Raw genomic sequence first — 244 nt, 5'->3', positions numbered from 1 at the left:
GAATTGGTTGGGACACGCTCGTTGCGTTGGGGTTTACGGTCGCGGCGTTCTTGATGTCGGGTTTCAGACGGCCTGTTGCCTTTTATTGTGCCGCCCGCTTCGTCATCCAAACGCATGGTCAGCGCAATGCGTTTACGCGCAGCATCGACTTCCAGCACTTTCACTTTTACCACCTCGCCGGCTTTCACCACTTCGCGCGGGTCTTGGACGAATTTATTGGATAAGGCAGAGATGTGTACCAAAC

Annotated in this window: 1 protein-coding gene; it reads right to left on the bottom strand. The window is 54.1% G+C overall.

The features are described 5' to 3' along the window. Window positions 1-244: S1 RNA-binding domain-containing protein (locus tag ACTHS4_RS12370; protein ID WP_440366035.1), on the bottom strand; the 244-nt coding region annotated here is incomplete at both ends.

Source organism: Neisseria sp. P0014.S009, from assembly GCF_051958155.1.
In the GTDB taxonomy this organism is placed as follows: Bacteria; Pseudomonadota; Gammaproteobacteria; order Burkholderiales; family Neisseriaceae; genus Neisseria; species Neisseria flavescens_C.
This window is presented reverse-complemented; position numbering and strand designations above follow the sequence as displayed.